The organism is Methylobacterium aquaticum (assembly GCF_001043915.1).
Taxonomy (GTDB): domain Bacteria; phylum Pseudomonadota; class Alphaproteobacteria; order Rhizobiales; family Beijerinckiaceae; genus Methylobacterium; species Methylobacterium aquaticum.
In genome coordinates, this window is sequence record NZ_LABX01000217.1 from 36,061 (window position 1) to 53,394 (window position 17,334).

General features: G+C 71.4%; 16 protein-coding genes. 6 read left to right on the top strand and 10 right to left on the bottom strand.

All coding sequences use genetic code 11. The features are described 5' to 3' along the window. The first annotated feature begins 60 nt into the window (after window positions 1-60). From lipB to VP06_RS25640, 3 genes are all read left to right on the top strand, one after another. On the top strand, window positions 61-837 hold the full coding sequence (lipB, locus tag VP06_RS25630) for a lipoyl(octanoyl) transferase LipB (RefSeq protein WP_082167617.1): 777 nt from the start codon (window positions 61-63) through the stop codon (window positions 835-837). A gap of 116 nt (window positions 838-953) precedes the next feature. Then, entirely contained in the window at window positions 954-2,045 is a 1,092-nt protein-coding gene (locus VP06_RS25635) for an ATP-binding protein (RefSeq protein WP_048466630.1), read from the top strand. A gap of 188 nt (window positions 2,046-2,233) precedes the next feature. Further along, window positions 2,234-3,205, top strand: a complete 972-nt coding sequence (locus VP06_RS25640) for a TIM44-like domain-containing protein (protein ID WP_048466631.1) — start codon at window positions 2,234-2,236, stop codon at window positions 3,203-3,205. Between the two features lie 99 nt (window positions 3,206-3,304). Here the strand turns inward: VP06_RS25640 and rsmA are convergent, their stop codons facing one another. The 5 genes from rsmA to lptF all read right to left on the bottom strand — a co-directional run bounded on the left by rsmA (window position 3,305) and on the right by lptF (window position 10,183). Continuing rightward, complete coding sequence (rsmA, locus tag VP06_RS25645) at window positions 3,305-4,141, bottom strand: 16S rRNA (adenine(1518)-N(6)/adenine(1519)-N(6))-dimethyltransferase RsmA (RefSeq protein WP_048466632.1); 837 nt, start codon at window positions 4,139-4,141, stop codon at window positions 3,305-3,307. Beyond that, complete coding sequence (gene pdxA / locus VP06_RS25650; RefSeq protein WP_048466651.1) at window positions 4,138-5,172, bottom strand: 4-hydroxythreonine-4-phosphate dehydrogenase PdxA; 1,035 nt, start codon at window positions 5,170-5,172, stop codon at window positions 4,138-4,140. The genes rsmA and pdxA overlap by 4 nt, the downstream gene beginning before the upstream one ends. Window positions 5,173-5,255: 83 nt before the next feature. After that, window positions 5,256-7,922 (bottom strand): LPS-assembly protein LptD, encoded by a 2,667-nt coding sequence (locus VP06_RS25655; RefSeq protein WP_048466633.1) that lies wholly within the window; start codon window positions 7,920-7,922, stop codon window positions 5,256-5,258. Continuing rightward, window positions 7,922-9,010 (bottom strand): LPS export ABC transporter permease LptG, encoded by a 1,089-nt coding sequence (gene lptG, locus VP06_RS25660; RefSeq protein ID WP_048466634.1) that lies wholly within the window; start codon window positions 9,008-9,010, stop codon window positions 7,922-7,924. Before lptG ends, VP06_RS25655 begins: the two co-directional genes overlap by 1 nt. Before the next feature lie 6 nt (window positions 9,011-9,016). Further along, on the bottom strand, window positions 9,017-10,183 hold the full coding sequence (gene lptF, locus VP06_RS25665; protein WP_048466635.1) for an LPS export ABC transporter permease LptF: 1,167 nt from the start codon (window positions 10,181-10,183) through the stop codon (window positions 9,017-9,019). Between the two features lie 448 nt (window positions 10,184-10,631). Between lptF and VP06_RS25670 the strand changes: the two genes are divergently transcribed. The 3 genes from VP06_RS25670 to VP06_RS25680 all read left to right on the top strand — a co-directional run bounded on the left by VP06_RS25670 (window position 10,632) and on the right by VP06_RS25680 (window position 14,645). Next, a complete protein-coding gene (locus VP06_RS25670; protein ID WP_048466636.1) occupies window positions 10,632-12,143 on the top strand; it encodes a leucyl aminopeptidase in 1,512 nt (503 codons plus the stop codon). Continuing rightward, complete coding sequence (locus tag VP06_RS25675; RefSeq protein WP_245291310.1) at window positions 12,140-12,871, top strand: hypothetical protein; 732 nt, start codon at window positions 12,140-12,142, stop codon at window positions 12,869-12,871. Before VP06_RS25670 ends, VP06_RS25675 begins: the two co-directional genes overlap by 4 nt. Before the next feature lie 76 nt (window positions 12,872-12,947). Continuing rightward, a complete protein-coding gene (locus VP06_RS25680; RefSeq protein ID WP_048466637.1) occupies window positions 12,948-14,645 on the top strand; it encodes an AMP-binding protein in 1,698 nt (565 codons plus the stop codon). A 112-nt stretch (window positions 14,646-14,757) separates the two neighbouring features. Here VP06_RS25680 and soxZ read toward each other — a convergent pair whose 3' ends face one another. From soxZ to VP06_RS38270, 5 genes are all read right to left on the bottom strand, one after another. Continuing rightward, complete coding sequence (gene soxZ / locus VP06_RS25685) at window positions 14,758-15,078, bottom strand: thiosulfate oxidation carrier complex protein SoxZ (protein ID WP_048466638.1); 321 nt, start codon at window positions 15,076-15,078, stop codon at window positions 14,758-14,760. Between the two features lie 2 nt (window positions 15,079-15,080). Further along, entirely contained in the window at window positions 15,081-15,551 is a 471-nt protein-coding gene (locus tag VP06_RS25690; protein WP_048466639.1) for a SoxY-related AACIE arm protein, read from the bottom strand. Then, complete coding sequence (gene soxX, locus VP06_RS25695) at window positions 15,548-15,961, bottom strand: sulfur oxidation c-type cytochrome SoxX (RefSeq protein ID WP_048466640.1); 414 nt, start codon at window positions 15,959-15,961, stop codon at window positions 15,548-15,550. Before soxX ends, VP06_RS25690 begins: the two co-directional genes overlap by 4 nt. Window positions 15,962-15,975: 14 nt before the next feature. Then, window positions 15,976-17,253, bottom strand: a complete 1,278-nt coding sequence (locus tag VP06_RS25700) for an NAD(P)/FAD-dependent oxidoreductase (RefSeq protein WP_048466641.1) — start codon at window positions 17,251-17,253, stop codon at window positions 15,976-15,978. After that, a partial coding sequence (locus VP06_RS38270) for a c-type cytochrome (protein ID WP_425350951.1) occupies window positions 17,229-17,334 on the bottom strand: 106 nt, incomplete at its 5' end. The genes VP06_RS25700 and VP06_RS38270, both read right to left, overlap by 25 nt.

Consider the following 17,334-nt stretch of genomic DNA (forward strand, 5'->3'; position numbering starts at 1 on the left):
CGGACGCACCCACCCTGACGACGAGATGATGCGGCAACATTCCGATCTTATGGTGAAGCCTTGGTAAACGACCGGCTCGCAACCGCTCCGGGCAGCCTCCTGCCCGCACCCGGCAGCCCCCCCGTCGAGTGGGTGGTGCGCGACGCGCTCCTCGACTACCGCGAGGCGGAAGGCGCGATGGAGGAGCGGGCGGCCGCGATCGCCGGCGGCCGGGCGCTGGAGCGCGTCTGGCTGGTCGAGCACCCGCCGCTCTACACCGCCGGCACCTCCGCCAAGGAGGCCGACCTGGTGGCGCCGGAGCGCTTCCCGGTCCACCGCACGGGACGCGGAGGGCAATATACCTATCACGGACCCGGCCAGCGCGTGGCCTACGTGATGCTCGACCTCAACCGGCGGCGGCCGGACCTGCGCGCCTACGTGGCCGCCCTGGAAGCCTGGCTGATCGCGACCCTCGACGCCTTCACGGTGCGGGGCGAGCGTCGGGAGGACCGGGTCGGCGTCTGGGTGCGCCGGCCCGAGAAGGGACCCGGCGTCGAGGACAAGATCGCGGCGATCGGCATCCGCGTGCGGCGCTGGGCGACCTTCCACGGCATCAGCCTGAACGTCGAGCCGGACCTGTCGCATTTCTCCGGCATCGTCCCCTGCGGCGTGCGCGAGCACGGCGTCACCAGCCTGGTCGATCTCGGGCGGCCGGTGACGATGCCGGAGGTCGATGCGGTGCTGCGGGGGCGCTTCGAGGCGATCTTCGGGCCGACCGTGCTGGTTGAGGACGATGGGCGGAGCGAGTCCGCACGGAACCGGGCGGCGTGGTTTCCACACGGCCCGGACTTGCTCTAGAGTGAGACGCAAGACCGCGGCGCCCGCCCGCGCATCACGGAGGTCCGCCCGTGCCGGATGTCCCTGCGCCAGTGCCGGCCGCTGAGAGGCCAGGGGAGGCCGGGACCCTGCGCGCCATGCTCCCGGACACCCTGTCGGAGATTCTCGCGGCCGCGCCCCTGCCGTCCCTGCTGGTCGCGCCCGGCCCCGCGGGAGACGTGCGCTTCGCCAACCCGGCCGCCCTCGCCCTGTTCGGGGAGGCGCCGATCGGTCTCGCGCGCCTCGGTTCCGAGCCGGAGGCCGAGGCGTCCCTGCGCGCGCTCCTCGCTTCCGGCGGGCCGGCCAGCGCCGAGGTGCTGCTGCGCCGGCACGACGGCGCGACGCTCTGGGCTTTGCTCCACCTCTCGCCGGTGCTGGGAGCCGAACCGTGCGGCCTGGTCCAGATCGTCGAGACCTCCCGCCGCCGCGACCTCGAAGCGGCGCTCGCCCTGGCGCAGAGGCGCGAGGCGCTCGGCCAGCTCACCAACGGCGTCGCGCACGAGTTCAACAACCTGTTGCAGATCCTGGTCGGCTACGTCGATGGCCTGCGCCGGCGCCTCGGCGAGCATCCGGACGCCTTCGTTCAGCGGGCGCTCACCCGCTCGACCGATGCGGCCGAGCGCGCCTCGTCGCTCACCCGCCACCTCCTGGCCTTCTCGCGCCGGCACCGGCCGGAGCCGCGGCCGGTCGATCTCAACGGCCTCCTGCGCGATTACCGGGACCGGGCCCTGGGCCTGCTGGGGCAGGGGATCGCCTTCGATCTCGACCTCGCCGACGATCTGTGGATCGCCTGCATCGATCCGGTCCAGACCGAACTGATCCTCCAGATCCTCCTGCGCAACGCCGCCGAGGCGATGCCGGCGGGCGGGTGCGTGACGGTTCAGACCCGCAACCACGGCGGCGAGGGCGTGGCCGCGGACGGGGCGGCGGGGCGTCACGTCGCGCTGACGGTCACCGATACCGGCGCCGGCATGCCGCCGGAGGTGCTGGCCCGGGCGCTGGAGCCGTTCTTCACCACCCGCGAGCCCGGCCGCGGCACCGGGCTCGCCATCCTCAACGCCCTGGTCAAGCGCCAGAACGGCGCCGTCGCCCTGCGCAGCCATCCTGGCGCGGGGACGGTCGTGCGCCTCACCTTCCCGGCCGCTGAGGCACCCCGGCCGCGGCCGCAACGAAGTGCCGCCACGCGATAATCCCGGTCATTCCAAAAATTTATCGCTTGGCAGATCTGGCGCGGATCGGTGACTCTTCATCAGGTGTAGTGAGGATCGGGATGGCATTCAGCACGATGCCTCCCTTCTACTGCGCGATCCGCATCCCCATATATGGGCCACGGAGCGGGACGCTCCCAACTGGCGATGGCACGAGGCGATACGAACCGATGATGACCACCTTCTCCCGCGGCCGCCGGACGGCTTTGGCCTTCGGCCTGGCGGCCCTGATGGCCGTGGCGTCGACCGCCGGTGAGGCGCGTCCCGGCAGCGGCGGCTCAATGGGCTCGCGCGGCAGCAACACCCATTCGGCGCCGCCTCCGACTGCGACCGCCCCCGGCGCCGTCGCGCCGATGCAGCGCTCGATGACGCAGCCCGGCCCGCAGATGGGCGCGCCTGCCGCGCCCCAGCGTCGGTTCGGCGGCGGCTTTTTTGCCGGTCTGCTCGGCGCGGGCCTGCTCGGCGCGCTGATCGGCGGAGGCTTCTTCGGCGGCCTCGGCGGCATCGCCTCGTTCCTCGGCCTGCTGCTCCAGGTCGGCCTGCTGGTCGGCGTGGTCCTGCTCGTGGTGCGCTTCCTGCGTCGTCGCCGGGAGGAGCCGGCCATGGCGGGCGCCTATCACCGCAGCGGCCCGGCCGCCGGTCCCGGCGGTCCGCTGGGTGGCGGGCTTGGTGGTGGTCTCGGCGGCCTGGGTGCGGGGCTCGGCGGCGGTGCCGCCCGGCAGGCCCGCCCGCCCCAGCGTGACGAGGTCGGCATCGGCCCGCAGGATTTCGATGCCTTCGAGCGCACGCTGGGCCAGGTCCAGCTTGCCTACGGGGCCGAGGATGCCGCTACCCTGCGTCGCCTCACCACGCCGGAGATGCTCGGCTATTTCAGCGAGGAGCTGCGGGCCAACGCCGCCCGCGGCGTGGTCAACAAAATCGCCGACGTGAAGCTCCAGCAGGGCGACCTCGCCGAGGCTTGGCGCGAGGGGCCGGTCGATTATGCCACCGTGGCGATGCGCTACACCCTGCGCGATGCGGTGATCGAGCGCGCCAGCGGCCGGGTGGTCGAGACCAACCCGCCCGAGGCGACGGAGATCTGGACCTTCCTGCGCGAGCGCGGCGGCCAGTGGGTGGTGTCGGCCATCCAGCAGACCCGGTAACGATCGTATCGGGCGGGGCGTTTCGGCTCCCCGCCTCTCATGCGCGAAGCCCCCGATCCGGCCCGGATCGGGGGCTTCGTCACATCAGGGGGGCGGGCGTCAGAGCACCTGCGCCATGGCCACGAATCCCTGCACCGGCACCTCCTCGGCCCGGGCCGTGTCCGGGATGCCGGCGGCGGCGAGCAGGCGGGCGGGATCGGGGGTCGCGGCCTTCAGGCTCTGGCGCAGCATCTTGCGGCGCTGGCCGAAGGCGGCGCCGGTCACGGCTTCGAGGGCCCGGACCCGGCAGGCCAGGGGCTCAGGTCGAGGCACCAGCCGCACCACGCTCGACGTTACCTTTGGCGGCGGCACGAAGGCGGTGGGCGGCACGTCGAACAGGATGGTGGCCTGCGTGCGCCAGCCGCACAGCACGCCGAGCCGTCCGTAATTCGCCCGGTCGCCCTCGTCGGCGACGATGCGTTCGGCCACCTCGCGCTGGAACATCAGGGTCAGGGAGTCCCACCAGGGCGGCCATGCCTCCGTGGTGAGCCAGCCGGTGAGGAGCGGCGTGCCGACATTGTAGGGGAGATTGGCGACGATCCGGGCGGGGCCCTCGCCGACCAGCGGCCGCGGGTCGAAGTCGAGTGCGTCGGCCTCCACCACCTCCAGGCGGCCGGGGTAATGCGCGGCGATCTCGGCGAGCGCCGGCAGGGCGCGGGGGTCGCGCTCGACCGCGATCACCCGGGCCGCGCCGTGCATCAGCAGCGCCCGGGTCAGGCCGCCGGGGCCGGGGCCGACCTCGACCACCGTCATGCCCTCCAACGGTCCCGACGACCGGGCGATCCGGCCGGTGAGGTTCAGGTCGAACAAAAAATTCTGGCCGAGCGACCGGCGGGGCATCAGGTCGTGCGCCTGCACCACCTCCCGCAGCGGCGGCAGGCCGTCGGGCGCGCTCATACGACGGCTCCTGCCGCCGTCCCCTCCCGGGGCCGGGTCAGCCGGCCGGCGAGCTTGAGGGCCGCGATCAGGCTGTCGGGCTTGGCCATCCCCTTGCCGGCGATGTCGAAGGCGGTGCCGTGGTCGGGCGAGGTGCGCAGGAACGGCAGTCCCAGGGTGACGTTGACGCCCTCGTCGAAGGCCAGGGTCTTGATCGGGATCAGGGCCTGGTCGTGGGTCGGGGCGAGCGCGACGTCGTAGGTGGCCCGGGCCCGGGCGTGGAACAGCGTGTCGGCCGGGTGCGGGCCGGTGATGGCGATGCCCTCTTCCCGCAGGCGCGCGATGGCGGGGGCGAGCACGTCGCGGTCCTCGGTCCCCATCGTGCCGGATTCGCCCGCATGCGGGTTGAGCCCGGCGAGCACCAGGCGCGGGGCGGACAGGCCGAATCGGGCGCGCATGTCGCGATCGACGATGCGGGCGGTCTCGACCACGAGATCGGTGGTCAGCAGCTCCGGCACCCGGCGGAGCGCCACATGGATCGTCACCGGCACCACGGCGAGATCGTCGGACCACAGCAGCATCACGGGCATCGGCGGCGCCGCCCCCGGCTCGGCGGCCAGCGCCGCCAGGTATTCGGTATGGCCGGGATGCCGGAAGCCCGCTTCGTAGAGCACGTGCTTGGCGATCGGGTTGGTGACCAGGGCGGGGGCCCGTCCGGCTCGCACCAGCCGCACCGACTCGTCGATCGAGGCGAGCGTGCCGGCGGCGCTCGCCGGATCGGGGATGCCCGGCTCCGCCGCGACGGCCATCCCGCCCGGCAGCCGCACCACCGGCAGGGCGCGCCCGAACGCCCCGGCGGCCTCCTCCGGCGTGACCGCCGCGAGCGGCACCGCGAGGCCGAGCCGGCCGGCGATCCGGCCCAGGAAATCCGGGTCGCCGAGGACGAAGAACGGCGCCAGGCCGTGCTCCTCCCGGGCGAGCCAGGCCCGCAGGGTGATCTCCGGGCCGATCCCGGCCGGATCGCCCTGTGTCAGCGCGAGGGCAGTGGTCATCGCGGGGATCCCCGTCTCGTGGTGGCGCATCCCCGCGCCATGGCATCCCGATTCGTGCCGGGCAAGCGGTCCGGGACTGCCCGTCACCGGGCCGTGGCGATGCCGTCCGCCGTCGTCGTCGTGCTGAGGTTCTGGCGGAAATTCGCCTCGCCGAGGGTGCGCAGCTCGATCCGCAGCAGGAAGGTCCGGTTGCGCTCGCGCAGGCCCGAGGCTGTCTCGATCGGCGACGAGAGGTAGCTGAACGACACCGTGGTGCATTCGTCGCGGTAGCCGAAGCCCAGGCCCGACGACGAGACGTAGAACTTGTCGGCCCGATCGTAGGTCGGCGCCGTGCCGACCGGGTTGAGGAAATACGCCTGGGCCGCCGCGGCGTAGAACTCGCGCACCTGGAGGTAATGCGAGAGGTCGAACAGCACCGAGCCGGTGACGAACCAGTTCGGCGTGATGTTGTAGAGTGCCGAGGCTTGCAGGCCCTCGCGGCGGCGATCATAGCCGAGTTCGGGCTGAGCCTCGTAGCGGGCATAGATCAGCGAGGTTTCGAGCGGCAGGAACGGCGCGAACTTCGCGGTGATGCCGCTCTCCAGCCGCCGGAGCGCGAAGTTGCTGTTGTCGAACCGGGCCCGGGTGATGAAGCTGATATTCTGGTTCGGCGAGACCTGGAAGCGGGTGACGAAGTCCGACCCGGTGGTCTCGAGGCCGGAATCGCGGCCGACATTGGCGATGTCGCCACGGCGGAACGAGTTGACGCCGGCGAGCGCGATCGACTCGCCCGCCATGGCGTTCATGTAGAAGCCGTTGCGGCCGGTGATGGAGTACTCGGCGCCGAGATTGGCGCGCACGCCGCCCTCGACCCGGTCATAGCCGGAGAACTTGTCCCACTCGAACAGCGAGGTGTCGTCGAAGACGAGGCTCTGGGCGTCCTCGTTCGGCAGGCGGCCGATATGGGTCTCGCTCGGCCGCACGATCACCTGGGCGATCGGCGAGACCGTGTGGACCCCGAGCGGTCCCAGATCGGCGACGAACGGATAGCGGTATTCCAGGCCGACCGCCGGCATCACCCGGCCGGAGAAGTTCGACTCGGGCGAGAACAGGTTGGTGACTTCGTTGTTCTGGTAGCCGGTCGTGTTCGGGTTCACGAAGAAGGCGTCGCCGCGCAGATAGGCGAAGGGCTGCCAGCGCTGGCCGAACTCGTCCGTGAAGGTGCGCCGCCACGACACCTGGGCGGTGGCCCGGGTGGTGTCGCCGGCGAGCCCGCTCACCAGGCATTGCCCGCGCTCGAACACCGAGCAGGTGCTGTAGAGCGGGAAGGTGATGCCGTTGACGCTCGGGCTCAGCAGGTAGGTGCCGGTGCGCGGGATCTGGGTGAACTGGGTCGCGTCCCGGGTCAGGTGGGTGACGTTCGCCTGGAACCGCACCTCGCCGCCGATCGGGTCGGGACCGTCCCGGCGCTTGTCGTAGTCGATCACCGGGGCGACCACCGGCTGCTGCTTCTGCCAGTCGAAGGTCGACAGGCCCTTGAAGTAGTAGCCCCGGGCCTCGAACCACGACCGGTCGCCCTGGCCGATCAGGTAGGCGGTGGACACCGCTTCACGGAAATAGTCCGTGCTGATCGTCTGGTTGCGGATGCGGTAATTGTCGAGGAACCACTTGTCGGTGACGCCGACGATGTCCCAGCCGGCGCGCCAGTTCTGGCTGAGGTAGAACTGGCCGGCCGATTCGATCGAGCCGCGGAAGTCCCGGTCGCCCGAGCCGAGTGGTCCGGGCAGGAACGCGCTCGGGGTCGACTGGAAGATGCCGCTGACCCGCAGGTTGTAGAACCCGTTGGCGAGGCGCTGGCGCCATTCGGCCTGGCCGAGCACCCCCTGCTTCGACAGGAAGGTCGGCTCAATGGTCAGGTCGTAATCGGGCGCGATGTTCCAGAAGAACGGCGTGCCGATGCCGTAGCCGAGCACGTTCGAGGACACGAAGTGCGGCGCCAGGAAGCCGGTATCGCGCCGGACCGTCGGATCGGGCGAGTAGAAATAAGGCAGGTAGACGATCGGGATGCCGGCCACTTCGAGGGTCGAATCCTCGTAGTAGATCCGGCGCTCCTCGTTGTTGTGGATGATCCGGGCCGACTTCACCTGCCACAGGGGCGGCCGCTCGGGATGATCCTTGCACGGCTCGCAGGCGGTGTAGGTGCCGTATTCGAAGGTCGTGGTCTGGCCCTCGACGCGCTCCGCCCGCGGGGCGGAGAAGCGCACCCGGGCTGGACGCCCGCGCTGCTCGATGGTCTGCTGGATGCGCAGCGAATCGATGAAGCCAGACTTGAAGTCGTCGGTCAGCTCCATCCGGTCGCCGGTCACGACCGCACCGGTCTCGTCGGTGAGGCGGACATTCCCCTCGGCGAACACCCGGCCGCTGTTGCGATCGTAGCGCACCCGGTCGGCCAGCAGGGTGCGCGGGCCGTAATGCAGCTCGGCATTGCCGACCGCCGAGACCGTGTTGCGGTCGTTGTCGTAGACGAGTTCCTTCGCCTCGACCAGCAGGCGCTCGCTGCCGCCCCCCTTGGCGGCGGTCTTGGACGAGCCGGCCGCGAGGCGGTCGTTGAGCGTGCCTTGCGCGCGCGCAGCCTCGCCCGTGCCCACCGTCACGGCGGCGGCGAGCAGCACCGTCAGGGATCCCGTGACCGCGGCGCCCGCGGTCCTACGCACGACTCGACCCATCCCCGCACCCGCTAGCCCCGCGCCACGTCGCCGAAGGTTCGGCATCAGCCATCCTCCAGGTGCAGAAGCGCGAGCGTTCCGAGAAGACTCCCTACCACGGCCGGGAACCACGCCGCCACAGGAGCCGCGACCAATCCAGAGGCGCCGAGGCCCTCCATCACCTGGCGTGCCACGTAGAGCACGAAGCCCGCCGCGACGCCGCCGAGCACCATCTTGCCGATGCCACCAAAGCGGAAGAACCTTAACGAAACCGACGCGGCCACCAGCACCATCGCCAGGAACAGCACCGGGCGCGCCATCAGCACATCGTACTGCAACCGGTAGCGCGTGGCGTCGAGTCCCGCCCGCTCGGTCCGGGCGATCGTCTGCCTCAGTTGCCAGAAAGGCACGGATTCCGGCGGGGTGAAGCGCTGGCGCACCTGCGACGGATCGAGGGTCGAGGCGATCAGATAGGTGTCGTAGCTCTGCGGCTCCTGGTCGAGACCCTGCACGCGCACGTCCTGCAACTCCCAATAGCCGTCATGCAGGGTGGCCCGGGCCGCCTGCATCTGCTGGGTGAAGGCGCCCGCCTCGTCGAAGGTGAAGACCGCGACGCCGGCGAGCGTCGTGGTGCCCTCGATCGCGGTCTCGGCCCGGATGATCGCCTGGCCGTCGAGGCTGCGCTGGCGGATCCACAGGTCCTTGCCGGAGGCCGCCTTCGACGAGCGGGCGAAGATCTTGGCCTCGATCTCGGTCGAGCGCTGCTTCAGGTCGGCCGAGACCGGGTTGTAGACCCCGACCGTGAAGGCGCCGATGCCGAGGGCCACGAACGCGCCCGGCTGGAGGAACTGCCAGGCCGAGATGCCGGCGGCGCGGGCCACCACCAGTTCGAGCTTGCGGCTGAGCTGGAGGAGGGCCGCCATGGCGCCGAACAGGATCGCGAAGGGCAGCACCTGCTCGGCCACCGCCGGGGTGCGGAACAGGGCGAGCCGCGCCATCACGGCGGCCGAGGCGCCCTCGGCGTCGCCGGCACGCCGCATCAGCTCGACGAAGTCGAGGGTGTAGACGAGGGCGAAGACCGTGAGGAAGACCCCCAGGATCATGCGCAGGAACCGGGCCGCCAGGTAGCGGCCGAGGGTGAATCCGATCAGCATCGCGGCTCAGCCCGCCCGGGCCCGCAGGACCGGGACCGCCTCCGAGAACCGTCGCAGGCGCGCGGCGACGCCCGCATTGAAGGCCCGCACCCGGCTGCCCTGATAGGCGACGAGGAGCGAGAGGGCGATGGCGACGAGCGGCACGGCATAGACCGCGATCACGGCGCCCTGGCTGCGCACCGCCGCGCTCGAGGCGGCGAAGCCGGCGATCCGCAACCCCACAACCGCCGCGATGGCGCCCGCGACGGCGAGCCCGCGGCCCTGGCGGGTGGTGCGGGGATCGCCGAGCGCCGCGAAGGCGATCAGCCCGAGCGCCAGGGGGTAGAGCCAGGACGACAGCCGGTCGTGCAGCTCGGCCCGGAAGCGGCCCTTGGTCAGCTTGTAGTAGGTCTCGTCCGGGTTCGGGAACAGCAGCTGCGCGGTCGAGCGCTCCCGCGGCTTGTAGATCGTGTCGGAATCGGGCGGCGTGAACGCCGCGAGGTCGACGGCGTAGCGCTGGAAGGTGATGATCGACGAATCGCGGCTGTTCGGCTGCTGGCGGTGGATGCTGCCCTTCTCGAGCACCAGGTAGGTCTGGCCGTCGAGATCGACCGCCTGGCCGCGCTCGGCGAGGTAGACCACGTTGCGCCCGGCCTCGCGCCGGTCCTGCATGAAGATGCCGAGCAAGGCCCCGTTCGGCGCCCGCTCACGGAAATGGAAGGTGATGCCGCTGTCCAGGCTGGTGAACTGCCCTTCCTTGACCACGTTGGCGATGAAGTCGCCGCGCACCCGGGTCAGCACGTCGCGCAATTCCTGGAAGCTCGACGGCATGACCTGGATGGTCAGGAAGCCGATCGCCGCGCTGACGATGAGGGCGAGCGTCAGGAAGGGCCGCATCAGGTGGCGCGGCGACATGCCCGCCGCGCTCATCACGATCAGCTCGGAATCGCCGTTGAGCTTGTTCAGCGCATAGACCACCGCGATGAACAGGGCGACCGGGGCGATCACGGTGATCAGGGTCGGCAGCGACAGGCCGGTGATCAGGAAGAAGATCACCAGGGTCTGGCCCTTGGCGGTGATCAGGTCGAGTTCGCGCAGGGCCTGCGTCACCCAGATCACGCCGGTGAGGCCGATCAGGCACGACAGGAAGGCCCCGAGGGCGATGCGGAAGATGTATCGCTCGATCTGTCTCATCGGCCGGCTGCGGTCGGGCCCCCTTCCGCGTCGATGCTGGTTAGGCGTCCCCCGCCGGCCGCACAAGCACCGGGTGCCGTGAAGCACGGCAAGTGCGGCCTTTTCCGGGCGGGCGCGCTGAAGTGGCCACAGATGCGCGCCCGCTGGTGGCGCGCTGAAGCGGCCACAGATGCGCGCCCGCTGGTGGCGCGCTGAAGTGGCCACAGATGCGCGCCCGCTGGTGGCGCGCTGAAGTGGCCACAGGTGCGCGCCCGCTGGTGGCGCGCTGAAGCGGCCACAGATGCGCGCCCGCCGTTGGCGCGCTGATTGGGTCGCAGGTGCCGCTCCGCACGAAGCGGGTTGTCGCACACCCGGTCGCGTTGCGCTCGAAGGCGTCCCACCGCTACACAGGACCGACGCGGCGCCCCTCAGAGGCGCGCGATCCAAGGAACGGGACGAAAGCAACGCCATGGCGGACGGCATCAGCATCGAGATCGAAACCCTCGCCGCGTCCGGGGCGGTCCTCAAGCCCGGCGGCGACCTCGTGCTGTTCGTCGGCGAGGACCTCGCCCTGTCGCCGCGGGCCGCCGAGATCGCGGGTCCCGGCGTGGCCGATCTGGTGGCACGCGCGGCGGGCGTCGAGCGGTTCAAGGGCAAGGCGTCGAGCGCGATGGTGCTCACCGCCCCGGCGGGTCTGACGGTCGAGCGGCTGCTGGTGATCGGCACCGGGTCGGACAATGCCTCCGCCCGCGACTGGGCGACCTTGGGCGGCTACACCGCCGGCAAGCTCGGCAGCCGCTCCGCGACCGTGGTGCTCGAATGGCCCGGCACCGCGCCCGGCACCGACGAGGTCGCGGCGTTCTCGCTCGGCGCGCGGCTGCGCGCCTACAAGTTCGACCGCTACAAGAGCAAGAAGTCGCCCGAGGGCGAGGAGGCGGGCGGGGGAGGGCGCCTGACCCTGCTGGTGCCCGAGAATGCCGGCCTGAAGAAGGCCCTGCGCGGCGCCGAGGGTCTGGCCGAGGGCGTGATCCTCGCCCGCGAGCTGGTCAACGAGCCGCCGAACGTCCTCGACCCGGAGGAATTCGCCCGCCGTGCCTCCGCGCTGGAGAAGCTCGGCGTCGAGATCGAGATTCTCGACGAGAAGGACATGAAGAAGCTCGGCATGCGGGCGCTGCTCGCCGTCGCGCAGGGCTCGGCCAAGGAGGCCCGGGTCGTCATCATGCGCTGGAACGGCGCCGAGGATTCCTCCGAGGCGCCGGTGGCCTTCGTCGGCAAGGGCGTGACCTTCGATTCCGGCGGCATCTCCATCAAGGGGAGCGGCGGCATGGAGGACATGAAGGGCGACATGGCGGGCGCGGCCTGCGTGGTCGGCCTGATGCATGCGCTCGCCAGCCGCAACGCCAAGGTGAACGCCCTCGGCGCCATCGGCCTCGTCGAGAACATGCCCGACGGCAAGGCCCAGCGCCCGGGCGACATCGTCACCTCGCTGTCGGGCCAGACGATCGAGATCATCAACACCGACGCCGAAGGCCGCTTGGTGCTCGCCGACGTGCTCTGGCACGTTCAGCAGACCTACAAGCCGCGCTTCATGATCGACCTCGCGACCCTGACCGGCGCGATCCTGGTGGCGCTCGGCCAGGAATTCGCCGGCATGTTCTCGAACAACGACGAGCTGGCGCAGCGGCTGTCCGCCGCCGGCGAGGCCACCGGCGAGAAGGTCTGGCGCATGCCGCTGGCCCCCGGCTTCGACAAGCTGATCGATTCGAAATTCGCCGACATGAAGAACACCGGCGGCCGGCACGGCGGCTCGGCCACGGCGGCGCAGTTCCTCAAGCGCTACGTCAATGACGTGCCGTGGATCCACCTTGACATCGCCGGGGTCGGGATGGGCTCGCCGGCCACTGAGACCAACCGCTCCTGGGGCTCGGGCTGGGGCGTGCGCCTGCTCGACCGCCTCGTGCGCGACCATTACGAGGCGTGAGCGCCGCGGCTGGCGCCCTGCCGGGCGCCGTTCCCGTGACCGCCTCCCGGACGGGGCGCCTCGCCGCCCTGATCCCCCTCGGGGCGGCCCTTGCGGCGGTGGCGCTCGCCGCCGCATCCGGCGCGACCCAGGCCAGCCTGGCCTCGGCCGGACTCGATCCGTGGGTCTACGGCTTCTTCGCCGACCGTTACCCGCTGTTCGTCGCAGCCATCGCCTACGGCGTCGCCCGGGCGGCCCTGCTGCTGCTTCCCGCACCGACCTGGCGCGGCGGGCTCGGGGCGGTGCTCGGGCTCGTCCTCGTCATCGCCCTGACGCTGCATCCGACCTATGGCGGGCTGGTGCTGCGGGCCGGATTCTCGGTCGGCGGCATCGCCTTCCTGTCCGGCCAGCCGATGGCCCTGGCGCAGGGGCTCGGCGCGGTCGCGGCGGCGTCGGTGCTCGGCGGGGCCCTCGGTCTCGCCGCCCTGGTCGGCCGTGGCCTGCCGCGTCGGGGCGAGTGGCGCAGGGCCCTCGTCCGGGCGCTCCTGCGGTTCGTCGCGCTCGCCTGGGCCCTCGGCCTCGTCGCCGCGGCGCGGGATCTCGGCCTGTCGGGTTTCCCACGCCTGCCGCTCTCCGGTGCGCAGGCGGTGCTGGCTCTGGGACTCGTGCTCGCGGCGTTCCTGCCGCACACGATCCTCAGCCTCGTCGATCCGCACAGCTCAGTTGAAACGGCCCCGGGGAGGCGGTAACCGGGAGGCAAGCCGGAGCCCGTCGAGGCATCCGGCACCGGGAGGCTTGCCGTTCATGGGTAAAGGGCCGAGCGCGATGGAACCGAGCACCCCACCGCGGCCCTGGCTCGCCGCCTATCCGGCCGGCGTCCCGGCGGAAATCGAGACGGCGAGCCTCGGTACCCTGGTCGAACTGATCGAGACCGCCACGCAGCGTTTCGCCGACCGTCCGGCCGTCACCTGCTTCGGCGCCTCCCTGACCTACGCGGCCCTGCGGCGCGACGGCGGGGCGGTGGCGGCCTGGCTCCAGGCACACGGCATCGGCAAGGGCGACCGCGTCGCCATCATGATGCCGAACGTACCGGCCTTCCCCATCGCCCTCATCGGCGCGCTGCTCGCCGGCGCCACGGTGGTCAACGTCAACCCGCTCTACACCCCGCGCGAACTCACCCATCAGCTCCGTGATGCCGGCGCCCGGGTGCTCTTCGTCCTGGAGAATTTCGGCCACACGGTCGCCGAGGCGTTGCCGGAGCTGCCGGGCCTCGAACGGGTGGTGGTGGCGGGTGCCGGCGACGGGCTGGGGCTGAAGGGGGCGCTGATCACGCTCGCGGCACGCCACCTCAAGAAGGCGGTGCCGGCCTTCAGCCTGCCGGCCGCGCGCCGCATCGGCTTCAAGGCGGCGCTCGCGGCCGGGCGAAAGGCGCCGTTCCGGCCCGTCGCGGTCGGCCCGGACGACCTCGCCTTCCTGCAATATACCGGCGGCACCACCGGCGTGTCGAAGGGGGCGATGCTCACGCACCGCAACGTCGCCGCCAATGTCGAGCAGAGCCGGGTCTGGTTCCGCATGCGCGACGACGAGGGGCCGGGCCGGGTGATGGTCACGGCCCTGCCGCTCTACCACATCTTCGCGCTGACCTGCTGCTTCTTCTTCATGTTGCGGCTCGGTGCCTGCTGCCTGCTGGTGCCGAACCCGCGCGACATCGGCGGCTTCGTGACGCTGCTGCGCAAGAGCCGCTTTACCAACCTGTCGGGCGTCAACACCCTGTTCAACGCCCTGCTCAACCATCCCGAGATCGGCAAGGTCGACTGGTCGCGGCTCGAATATGCCATTGCCGGCGGCATGGCGATGCAGGGGCCGGTGGCCAAGCGCTGGAAGGCGGTCACCGGCAAGACGGTGATCGAGGGCTACGGCCTGTCGGAGACCTCGCCCGTGGTCTCGATCAACCCGCCGGACCTGCACGACTGGTCGGGCACCATCGGCTACCCGGTCTCCTCGACGGAGGCTTGCATCCGCGATGCCGCCGGCACAACCCTGCCGATGGGACAGCCCGGCGAGCTGTGCGTCCGCGGGCCCCAGGTGATGGCCGGCTACTGGGGCCGGCCCGACGAGACCGCCCGGGCGATGACCCCGGACGGCTTCTTCCGCACCGGCGACATCGCCGTGGTCGAGCCCGACGGGCAGGTCCGCATCGTCGACCGGATGAAGGACATGATCCTGGTTTCCGGCTTCAACGTCTATCCCAACGAGGTCGAGGACGTGCTCGCCGCCCATCCGGGCGTGCTCGAAGTGGCAGTGGTGGGCGAGCCCGCGGCGGAGACCGGCGAGAGCGTCGTCGCCCACGTGGTCCGGCGCGATCCCGACCTGTCGGCGGAGGCCCTGCGGGCCTATGCCCGGGAAAGCCTCACCGCCTACAAGGTGCCCCGCCGCTTCGTGTTCCGCGACAGCCTGCCGAAGACCAATGTCGGCAAGGTCCTGCGGCGGGCCTTGCGCGACGAGGTGGAGGCGGTGGGGTAGCGCGCCGCTCCCGAACCCTCCTGCGACGGAGCCCGGGCCTGTCCGAGTTCCGCACCTCTCTGATCCAACTCGGCCTTGCCCGACCCGGGATGGGGAGGGTCGGAGGTGTGGCTCACCCTACCGTGATCGCCACCTCCTCGGTCTGCGAGAACCCGTGATCCCCGGTCCAGGTGAAGCGCAGGGTCCCGGTCTTCGTCGCGACGGTGGTGAAGGTGAGGTACGGATTGGCCGCGCTCGCCGATGACAGCTCGGCGCGAAAGACCTCCTCGCCCTCGTAGGTGCAGACGAAGTCCGTGATGATGTTGCGCGGGATCAGGCGGCCGTCGGGCCCGGGACGGTAGCCGGTTTCCATCGGGTGCGAGATCAGGGTCTTGATCTCGATCACCGCGCCGGCCTTGGCGGTCTTCGGCAGGTTGATGAGGGCGCGGGCCATCGTCACGATCCTTCCACGCAGGCCGCGAGCGTCACGATCGCATCGGCGGTCGCGGACCAGAAGGTGCCGTCCCGCATCTCCGCGATGGCCGTGATGGTCTGGGAATCGGCCAGGCGAATCCGGGTATTCACCGCGGCGCGGCCGGCCCGCGGCCCGAGATGCAGCGTCACCACGTGGGGCTGCGGGTTCTTGTCGTTGAACACCGCGATGCGGCGGACGACATCCGTCTCGCTCATCGGGCTCTCGACGGTGATGGCGAGGGGCACGGTGTTGCCGTTCTCGACCAGTGGCGGCATGTCGAGGTGGATCCGGCCGGCCTGAATCGGGGCGCCTCCGGTGAAGCGGCGGATCGCCTCGACGGTCGCCTCGCGGGTCGGCCGGATGATCGCGGCGGCGCCCGGGCGCACCAGCGCCACGGCCAGAAGGCCGGCGCTCCCGGCGAGGAGGGTGCGGCGATGCAGTGGAGCCGTCATGGATGTGTACGCCCTCCCGTGAGGGTGACCAGATAGGCGATCACGTCCTCGATCTCGCCCGCCTCCAGCACCGGCCGGCCGCGCCAGGCGCTCGCGACCCGGATGCCATCGACCCGGTAATAGGAGGGCATCAGGGTCGCGGGATTCAAGGCGCGCCCATCGACGAGGCGCAGCCGCAACTGCCCCGCGGAGAGCCGCGCCCCGACATCCGAGAGGTCGGGGCCGAGATCGCCCGCCGGAGCGGTGCCGCCGAGGCCGGTATGGCAGAGCGGGCACAGGCCCTTGCGGGTGTCGGTGGCGATGGCCCGGCCGCGGGCCGCATCGCCGGTCTGGCCGTCGAGCGGCAGCGGGATCGCGTCGCCGACGATTGTCGTCGGCGCGAGCGCGGTCTGGGTCAGGGCAAGGAGCATGGCGGCGCCCCGCCTCACCCGAACACCGCGGCGGTGACGGTGCGATACCAGTCCTCGGCGTAAGTCGCTTCCTGCCGGCGCACGGAGTCGGGCGCGTCGAGCGGGCTGGTGCCGCCGGCCCCCTCGACATCGGCGAGCACGCCCTTGTCCGGGTGGTAGACCCCGGCAACCGAGATGCCGTAGCCCGGCGCGACCAGGCTGTAGCAGGTATTGACGAGCTTCGGCGTGCCCGGCGCCCGCCCGGCCAGAAGGTCGGTCACCGCCTCGGCGCAGACCTTCGCCTGGGCATTGGCCGCGAAGGCGGATTTCGGCATCGCACCGGCGATGGCGGCGTCGCCGACGACGTGGATGCCCGGCACCAGCCGCGATTCGAAGGTGACCGGGTCGATCGGGCACCAGCCCGAGCGATCGGCGACGCCGGCCTGCACGGCGATCGGCGCCGCCCGCTGGGGCGGGATGATGCAGGCGACATCGGCCTTGTAGGTCTCGAAGTCGGTGGCGACGGTCATCGCACGCGCGTCGACCGAGGCGACCTGGCCGCCTGCGGCGAGCGGCACGTAGTCCAGGGTGCCGGGATAGAGGGCTTTCCAGGCGGATTCGAACAGCTTCTGCTTCGAGAACGTATCCTTGGCGTCGAGCACGATCAGCTTGGCGCGGGGCTTACGGGTCTTGAGATGATACGCGATCAGGCTCGCCCGCTCGTAGGGCCCGGGTGGGCAGCGATAGGGATTGCCCGGCACCGACAGCACCACCGTGCCGCCCTCGGGCATCGCCGCCAGCTGGCGGGCCAGAAGCGCGGTCTGCGCCCCGGCCTTCCAGGCATGGGGCATCCTGTCGGCCGCCGCGGCGTCGTAGCCTTGCAGGGCATCGAACCGGAGCGCGATCCCGGGCGACAGGATCAGCCGGTCGTAGTCGAGGCGCGCGCCATCGGCGAGGCGCACCTGCCGGGCGGCCCCGTCGATCGCCTCGGCGCTGGTCTTCGCCACGGTGACGCCGCTCGCCCGCAAGCCCTCGTAGCCGAACGCTTGCGCCGAGAGCGGGCGCAGGCCCGCGATCACCTCGTTGCTGAACGGGCAGGCGTAATAGGTCTCCGCCGGCTCGATCAGGGTGACGGCGAGGCCCGCCCGGTGCAGGACCCGCGCGGCACTGGCCCCGCCGAAGCCGCCGCCAACCACGACGACGCGCCCGCGCGCGCCTTGCGCCAGGGCGGGGCGGGGGAGGGCGGCGGCCGCGAGTCCCGCCAGCACGGCCCGGCGGCCGATCGTCGTCACCGGCCTCCTCCCGCGATCCATGCGGCGATCGCCCGGCTCTCCTCGTCCGAGAACCCCTTGGCGATTCGGGTCATCACCGTGGCCGGGCGGGCACCCGACCGG